8 protein-coding genes are annotated in these 8,282 nt (G+C 58.7%); 7 read left to right on the top strand and 1 reads right to left on the bottom strand.

Translation table 11 applies throughout. The features are described 5' to 3' along the window. Positions 1–11: 11 nt before the first annotated feature. Positions 12–647, top strand: coding sequence for an NADH:ubiquinone oxidoreductase subunit N (locus BK660_RS29270; protein ID WP_123436301.1), 636 nt, complete (start codon positions 12–14; stop codon positions 645–647). A gap of 326 nt (positions 648–973) precedes the next feature. After that, positions 974–2,482: a YdgA family protein gene (locus tag BK660_RS29275; RefSeq protein WP_123436302.1), complete on the top strand. Its 1,509-nt coding sequence runs from the start codon at positions 974–976 to the stop codon at positions 2,480–2,482. Positions 2,483–2,547: 65 nt separating this feature from the next. On the opposite strand, the gene BK660_RS29280 is transcribed toward BK660_RS29275, so the two are convergent. Beyond that, entirely contained in the window at positions 2,548–4,077 is a 1,530-nt protein-coding gene (locus tag BK660_RS29280) for an FAD-dependent oxidoreductase (RefSeq protein WP_123436303.1), read from the bottom strand. A 139-nt stretch (positions 4,078–4,216) separates the two neighbouring features. Between BK660_RS29280 and BK660_RS29285 the strand changes: the two genes are divergently transcribed. The 5 genes from BK660_RS29285 to BK660_RS29305 all read left to right on the top strand — a co-directional run bounded on the left by BK660_RS29285 (position 4,217) and on the right by BK660_RS29305 (position 7,984). Continuing rightward, positions 4,217–4,777 (top strand): YbhB/YbcL family Raf kinase inhibitor-like protein, encoded by a 561-nt coding sequence (locus BK660_RS29285; protein ID WP_123436304.1) that lies wholly within the window; start codon positions 4,217–4,219, stop codon positions 4,775–4,777. An 88-nt stretch (positions 4,778–4,865) separates the two neighbouring features. Continuing rightward, positions 4,866–6,569, top strand: a complete 1,704-nt coding sequence (locus BK660_RS29290) for a vWA domain-containing protein (protein WP_123436305.1) — start codon at positions 4,866–4,868, stop codon at positions 6,567–6,569. A 1-nt stretch (position 6,570) separates the two neighbouring features. Further along, positions 6,571–7,137, top strand: a complete 567-nt coding sequence (locus BK660_RS29295) for an RNA polymerase sigma factor (protein WP_123436306.1) — start codon at positions 6,571–6,573, stop codon at positions 7,135–7,137. Then, complete coding sequence (locus BK660_RS29300) at positions 7,134–7,715, top strand: hypothetical protein (RefSeq protein ID WP_123436307.1); 582 nt, start codon at positions 7,134–7,136, stop codon at positions 7,713–7,715. Before BK660_RS29295 ends, BK660_RS29300 begins: the two co-directional genes overlap by 4 nt. Before the next feature lie 20 nt (positions 7,716–7,735). Beyond that, entirely contained in the window at positions 7,736–7,984 is a 249-nt protein-coding gene (locus BK660_RS29305; RefSeq protein ID WP_123436308.1) for a hypothetical protein, read from the top strand. Positions 7,985–8,282 lie beyond the last annotated feature (298 nt).

Consider the following 8,282-nt stretch of genomic DNA (forward strand, 5'->3'; position numbering starts at 1 on the left):
GATTAAAAATAATGAAAAACCCTTATGCTCCTGGCTTCTGGTGCGCTATTGCAGCATTGGTTTTGCTGTCGGCCACCTATTTCTACGGCATCATGCTGGCCCACCAGATCGACAAGGCGCTGGTGTTTCTCGACAGCGCTACCGCGCTCATCGCCGTGATGGCGATCGTGGTGGTGGCCTGGGCTTCCGTCCAGGGTCAGCGCATCAAAAAAAGACAATTCGAACAAGGCAAGACCCTGGTGCTGATCTGGGACACCAAGGTAGCGCTGCGTCGTGTCGAAACGGTGTTTGACCAATATTTCTGGGGCAGCTACTGGCAACCGGGGCGCACGTTCCAGGAAGTCATGGGCGAGCTCACCGGCACACCGCTGGAAAAAAGCCTCGAAACCTTGAGGAAGCAATGCCTGGCGTTGGATAAACAGGTGTCCGAGGATGGCTGGCACTGGCTCAGCAATGCCCGCGAGCTGTCGGACGTTGCCACCAAGATGGCGCGGGAACGCTATCAGCTGGACGTCTGTGATCCACGCTCGGAGGTGACCGGCGGGGCGGTGATCAACCGGGACTTCGAGGTGCTGGTGTATACGTGGACGGCGCGGCTCAAGAGCTTTGATCATCAGCTGGATGAGATGGAAGTGCAGTATTCCTGAATGTGTATTGGCGGAACTGAAGCCTTCGCGAGCAAGCCCGCTCCCACATTTGATCTCTTTGTTCACAGATTTTGTGTCCACTGAAGATCTAATGTGGGAGCGGGCTTGCTCGCGAAGAGGGCCCGGTAAACTCTGAAACTCTCGCCTCCTGTGAAGTGTCCATAGGCAACAGTGTTTCTAGACATTCTTTAACCTTTAAACATTGGGCCGCCCGATGCGCCTAGTGCTAATCTCCACCCCACTTTTAGCGGAGTCGAGCCGCAACCCCTCAAGGGTTCAGGGAAGACGACGACACCTTCAAACAACGGACATTGACTGGGTCATTCATGAATAAATCAGCAGGCGTGCTTCTTGGAATCGTCGTAGCCATCGGTGCAATCAGCGCGGGTGGTGCCTGGTACACCGGGACCAAAATCGAAGGCGTATTGAACACTTCGATCGCCGACGCCAACAAAGAGCTGAAGGCTGCGCTGGTCGGTTCCAATGGCACGGCCTCGCTGGAACTGGTGTCGCTTGAGCGTCATGTGTTCAGCAGCACCGCGCACTACCGCCTAAAGGGCGAAGGCGAGATGTTCGGTGAAGCCCCGGTTGAATTGCTCTTTGTCGACCACATCGAACACGGCCCGCTGCCGTTCTCGCGTCTGGTCTCGTTGAAATGGTTGCCGGTCATGGCTACCAGTCACTACGAACTGGAACGCACCCCGCTCACCGAGAAATGGTTTGCCGCCGCCAAAGAAAAATCCCCGCTCACCGGCGTGGTCAACATCGGTTACGACAACGCCACCAACGGCACCCTCGAATTCTTGCCACTGGACGTCGCGCTGGATGACAAGTCCAACCTGAAATTCTCCGGCTTGAACCTCGAAGTCGCCGCCAGCGCCCAGGCTCAGAAGGTCAAGGCCAGCGGCTACATGGACAGCCTGACGCTGACCACCGTGGCCGAAGATCAAACCCCGGTGAAGGTCGAGCTCAATGGCCTGACCATGGCCAGTAACCTGGTTAAAAGCACTTACGGTTTCTACACCGGCGAGAACACCCTCGAGCTGACCGACAGCAAATCCACCTTCGGCCCCAAGCAATCGGTACTGGGCCTGAAGAAATTTGAAATGAAAAACCAGACCGAGGAATCGGGCACCAGCGCTTCGGGGCGTGCCGATTACAAAGTGGGTGAAGTGTCGGTGAACGGCAAGGCGGTCGGTTCCGCGCAAATGGCCATGAGCCTGAAGAACCTCGACATCCCGGCGACCATGTCGCTGATGCAGGTCTACCAGACCAAACTGCAGCCTTATGAGAAAGCCGCCGCCGAAGCCGCCGCGGCTGGTCAGCCGTCTCCAGAACTGGTCCTGACCCCGGCCGAAGAGGCGCAGGTCAAAACCGGCCTCGAAAAACTGCTGGCTGCCGGCCCGCAAGTGGCGCTGGAAAACCTGTCGTTCAACACCACCAATGGCGAAAGCCGCGCCAACCTGGTGCTCGACCTGACCAAGCCACCGACTATGGACCTGCCGCCCGATCAACTGACCCAACAGTTGATTGCACTGCTGGATATCAATGTAAAAGTGTCCAAGCCAATGCTCGTTGACGTGTTCACCGTGCAAAGCCAACTTGATGGTCAGACCGACGCCAAGCTCATCGCCGACCAGGCGACCGCCACGGCCAACATGTTCGGCAGCATGGCGGTCGGTACGCAGTTCGCCAAACTGGACGGCAATAACATCGTCAGCAAATTTCACTACGCCAACAATCAAGTGGAATTCAATGGCCAGAAAATGACCGTTGAAGAGTTTGTCGGCTTCGTGATGAGCAAAATCGGTGGTGGGGCTGAAATCCAGGAATAAAACCTGTCGTTCAAAACAACGCCCGGCTTCTGCTGCACGCAGAGGTCGGGCGTTTTGCTGTCCTGCTAACCAAGGTCCCGAATCAGTTGCCACGCTTCATCCACTGACAGCGGCTGCTTCATGCGTTCGGCGAGCAGCGCCATGGCCCGTTCTTCGTCGCAGGCAACCGCAGCCGCCACTACGCCGTTTTTGCCGAACAGGCCTATAAAGGGTGGATGGAAGGGATCACCCTTGAACTCGACTTCGTCCCAGGCTTCGGCGTGGCCGAGATAGTCGTAGTTTTTGCCGAAGTGCCAGGTCCAGAAATACGGTACGTCGAGGTAATGCTCGTCGGCGCCCAGCATATTCGCGGCGGCGATCCGCGCCTGTTGCTGAGCCAGGCGCCAATGCTCGATGCGCTGAGGCTGGCCGTTGAGCGGGAAGGTCGCGATATCGCCGACCGCCCACACCCCGTCGATGACGCGCATGGCACCGTCGACCTTCAGAGAGCGGTCTTTTTCCTTGGGCAGATCGGTAAACGCATCGGTGGCGGGGGTGACGCCGATGCCGGCCAGCACCAGATCCGCCGGCAAGCGTTGACCATTGTCCAGGCACACCGCTTCGACGTTTTCCGCGCCTTCTATATAGGAGGCTTCGCCTTCGGTGTGAAACACCACGCCATTGGCCTCATGGAGGGCGCGAATCGCTTTGCCGACGGTTTCGCCAAATTGCGCGGCGAAGGGGATGGCATGCCGGGCCAGGACCGTCACTTCCAAACCGTATTCACGCAGGGCTGAAGCAGACTCGAGGGCAATGAAACTGTCGCCAATGATCACCGCTCGCTGGCCGGGTTTTGCCGCCTGCAGAATCTCCCGCGCCTGATCTTTTGAGCGCAACACGAACACTTGCGGCAAATCGGCGCCAGGCAGCGTGAGTGGATTGGGCTTGCCGCCGGTGGCAAGCAACGCGGCGTCATAATTCAGCGATCGCCCATCAGTCAGCTGCAGGGTTTTGCTCGACGCGTCCAGGCTGGCGACTTCACCGTTGATGCGTTCGATGCGTTGTTCGGAATAAAACGCGTCATCCCTTAACGGCGGGACTTCTTCCGGTGGCATCTCCCCGGCGATAACAAACTTGCTCAGGACGGTGCGGTCGTATCCTGCGTCGACTTCGCGGTCGATCAGCAGCACCTGGCCGCCGAAGCCCTTTTCGCGCAGAGCCGCCGCACACGCCGTACCGGCCGCCCCGGCACCGACGATGACAAATGTCCGTTCGTCATCCGCCGGCGGCGTATGCGCATCGACTAATGGCTGGTCGTCGACCCAGATCTCGTCATCGCGTACTTCCAGCGGATAGCGCTTGAGACTGTCCAGGGCCGGCGGTTCGCACAATGCCCCGTCCTCAATCCGATACGCCGCTTTGTGCCATGGGCAGATCAAGCGTCCGTGGCACAGCGCGCCTTCCGCCAGTGGTGCCCCGGCATGCGGGCATTCGCCCTGATAGGCGCGCAATTGATCGCCCACTCGCAACAAAACGATTTTGGTGTCCGCAATCCGGACTTCAAGGCCCCGGCTCTCGGACACATCGGCGAAACGCGCAACGCGGTGCAGTGCCATGATGGCTCTCCAGACAAACGTTTCACTTAAGAGTTTGGCGCTTTACGCGAGGTTCAGCCAATTCCCACTGCCACCGCACGAACGGTCCAGCTATAGTTCGCAAGCCGACGACGGCCCTATCCGCACAAGGTGCTCCGGAATGACCCGATTGACCTCTCTGAACCCTTGGCTGGCGGCCATTGCAGTCGCCCTTTGCGTGCAATTTCCGGCGCAGGCCCAGGAGCGATTCACCCTGAACATCCCGGGTGTCACCGATGACCGGCTGTTTACCTCGGCGGCTGCCAGCGATGCACCGGGTTGTGGCGGACACAATGCATCTCCTGCGCTGAACTGGAACACCGGGCCGGCGGGGACATTGAGTTATGCCATCGTCATGCACGACCCGGACGGCCAGAAGGGTCAGGGCGTCGATCATTGGGTGCATTACGGCATCAAGGCCACCACCCACCAGATTCCTGCCGGCGTCGGGGCAAAATCAGCGCTTGAAGGTGTCGGCGGCACCAACAGCAAAGGCACCACCGGTTATATGGGACCCTGCCCGCCGACTGGCGACAGTGCCCACCACTACATTATTCAGTTGTATGCGCTGGACCTCGCTCCAGACGCCTTGCCTGCCGGCCTGACGCGCGCGCAACTGCTGGAAAAAATCAAAGGTCATGTGCTCAGGAACAGCAGCGTGGTGCGCCGTTACCACCGCTGAGTTTAATTTTCAGCCGGTTTAACCCGAAGCTGATCGGGGGCTCGTCTCAGAGGATGAATGGATCATTTTCCTCCTGAGGTCAGCCCCCATGTCCCTCCCTCTGCATTTCCTACGCCCGGCCGCCCAGGGTTTCACCACCGGGTTGCTGCTGGCCATCGCCGGTTGCGGCGTTTCCTCCACACCCGATTCTGCGCAAGTGTCGCCACCGGCTCAAAGCGAGATGAAGACGGCTGGGATGGTGCGCAGCGAGGCGGTCATGGCGGATACGTCGATGGCCAAGCGCAGCGTTCGTCCGGCACCGGTCGCAAGTTTTGCGCCTGAGTCGTTGCCGCCGGGGTATCGGGATGAACAGCGAGAGCAATACCAGGCGCTGGCGGACAACCCCATCCACAGCGTGACCGAGGCGCCGGTCTCGACCTTTAGCGCCGATGTGGATACTGGCGCTTACGCCAACGTCCGACGGTTGCTGAATCAGGGGCGCTTGCCTCCCGACGGTGCGGTACGGCTGGAGGAGATGGTCAATTACTTTCCCTACGACTATGCGTTACCCACCGACGGCTCGCCATTCGGGGTGACCACTGAACTGGCACCGTCACCCTGGAACCCGCATACGCGCCTGCTGCGCATCGGCATCAAGGCCTCTGACCGCGCGGTAGCGGAACTGGCCCCGGCGAACCTGGTGTTTCTGGTAGACGTGTCCGGTTCAATGGACCGCCGCGAAGGTCTGCCGCTGGTCAAAAGCACCCTGAAATTACTGGTTGATCAATTGCGCGAACAGGATCGTGTTTCGTTGGTGGTCTACGCTGGCGATTCGCGTGTGGTACTCGAGCCCACTTCCGGACGCGAAAAGGCGAAAATTCGTACAGCTATCGATCAATTGACTGCCGGAGGTTCGACCGCTGGTGCGTCAGGTATCGAACTGGCCTATCAAATGGCGCAGCAGGCGTTTATTCCCAAGGGGATCAATCGCATCCTGCTGGCCACCGACGGTGACTTCAATGTCGGCATCAGCAATTTCGATAGCCTCAAACAAATGGCTGTGGATAAACGCAAGACCGGCGTTTCCCTGACGACCCTGGGTTTTGGTGTGGATAACTACAATGAACACCTGATGGAGCAACTGGCCGACGCCGGCGACGGTAACTACGCCTACATCGACAACCTGCGTGAAGCGCGCAAGGTGCTGGTGGATCAGCTCGGCTCAACCCTCGCGGTCGTGGCGAAGAACGTCAAGCTGCAAGTGGAGTTCAATCCGGCTCAAGTCAGCGAATATCGACTGTTGGGGTATGAGAATCGGGCGCTGAAGCGCGAGGATTTCAGCAATGACAAGGTCGATGCGGGCGAGATCGGTGCGGGGCACACGGTCACGGCGCTGTATGAAATTGTGCCCAAGGGTGAGAAGGGATGGCTGGAGCCGTTGCGCTATGGCCAGCCTGAGTCGGTTGTTTCGGGGAATACCGGAGAACTGGCGATGCTGCGAGTGAGGTATCAGCTGCCCGAAGGTGGGAATAGTCGCTTGATCGAGCGTCCGATCACTGACAGTCAGGCCAGCAAAGCCAGCGATGACCTGAGGTTTGCGGCGGCCGTCGCCGCGTTTTCCCAGCAGCTTAAAGATGGGCGGTACACCGGTGATTTCAGTTTGAAGGACACGCAAGCGCTGGCTCGCGGTGCGCGGGGTGAGGATCGCTTCGGGCTGCGTGCCGAGTTCGTGCAGTTGGTTGAGTTGGCGCAAAGCCTGCGCACCACGACGGCATCGAACAGTCAGCCGCTTATTAAAGGAGGCTACAACTGACATGTCAGCTCCTGAACCGGGCGACGAAGCGCTGCTGGCCCGTTATCGAGCAGGTGACGGGTCGGCGTTCGAGATCTTGTACGCCCGCCATCGTCTGGGCCTCTATCGATTCCTGCTTGGCCTCAGCGGTAAACCCGAGCTGGCCGAAGAGGTTTACCAGGACACTTGGCTGAGCCTGATTCGCAGCACCAGTCAGCCACAAGGTCGGGCGAACTTTCGTACGTGGCTTTACCAGATCGCCCGTAATCGACTGATCGATCACTGGCGCAAGCATGGAGTCCACAATCCCTTGCAGGACAGCTATGACGAACAGGCTCATGCGGTGATTGATGAGACGACCGATCCGGAGCAATTGCTGAGCCTGAGTCGCGACAGTCAGCGTCTGGAAACGGCGCTGCAAGACCTTCCCGCTGATCAGCGTGAAGTCTTCCTTCTGCGCGCCCATGGCGATCTCGACCTGGCGCAGATCGCCACGCTCACTGGAACACCGCTGGAAACCGTCAAAAGCCGATTGCGTTACGCCCAGCAAAAACTGCGTCGGCTGCTGGCCGAGGAGGTACTGACATGACTGACGCCCGTCCTACACCTGAAGATGATGTGGTGAAGCACGTTCGTGAGCACGCGATGGGTGAACCGCCAGCTCATCTGGATTCATTGATCCTTGCAATGGCCCATCGGGAAACACCGGCGCCGAAGCTGAACTTCTGGCAGCGTTGGGTTCAGGTTTGCCAGAAGCCTCGCTGGCAGGTTGCGTTTGCGAGCCTTGTGGGTGTCGCGTTGATGTTGTCGTTGGTGCAGGGTCCGCCGGAGCAAGCGCCGAGCTATGACTTCGTCCCGGCGCCCAAGGCATCCGCCCCGGTCGTCAAAAAAGAGGCTGCGCGATCTCTGGCTGCCCCGGCAGCGCCGATGGCTGATGTTGCTGCGCCCGCGCAGAGCGAGTCGATTAATGCCGAGAGGGCTGAAGAGGCGAAAGTAGCCAAGCGTGCAGCGGCGCCGGCAATAACGCTGGATGAGCAACTGCGTGAGGTGGTGCGCCTGCAGAATGCCGGTCAGGCACAGGCGGCAGATACATTAATAAAGGCATTGCACAAACGCTTTCCTGGCGAAAACGTCGAGGCCCGACTCAAGGAATTGCGGAGAAACTGAGTCGCAAGACGGTCAGCCATTTGGCATCCGTGCCCGAAAGCGCGCACTATCGGGCCATAGCCGATGCGTTGGAGGAAGCCGTGGCGAAAAAAATCGATCGCATCGCCCAAATGCTCAACTGCCCCGTGAAGGGGGAGGAACTAAGGCGGGCAATTACTGAGAGTCGCAAGGATTTTCTCCTTAACCAACCGGAAGCGGAGGAGGTTGATGAGGAGGACTTTGAGGACGATGAGGAGTGGGACGACGATCTTGACTGGACGACTGAGTAGGCGCGTCGCTGGTTTACCCGGCCAATGCGGGTTGGGAGTGGCCTGAAAAGGGTCTCTTAAGTACAGGTGTTCGGAGTGGGTAAGAAAGTTCAAAAAGAGGCTTGACGTAATGTTGGAACGCTGTAGAATTCGCCTCCCGCTACCGAGTGATCGGAAGCGCAAGTGGTTGAAGTTGTTAAAGATTTCCAAGCGAAACTTTGAAAACTTCTGAAAATAACCGCTTGACAGCAACAGGGGCTGCTGTAGAATGCGCGCCTCGGTTGAGACGAAAGATCTTAACCAACCGCTCTTTAACAAC

It is taken from the genome of Pseudomonas brassicacearum, from assembly GCF_003732265.1.
GTDB classification, from domain to species: domain Bacteria; phylum Pseudomonadota; class Gammaproteobacteria; order Pseudomonadales; family Pseudomonadaceae; genus Aquipseudomonas; species Aquipseudomonas brassicacearum_D.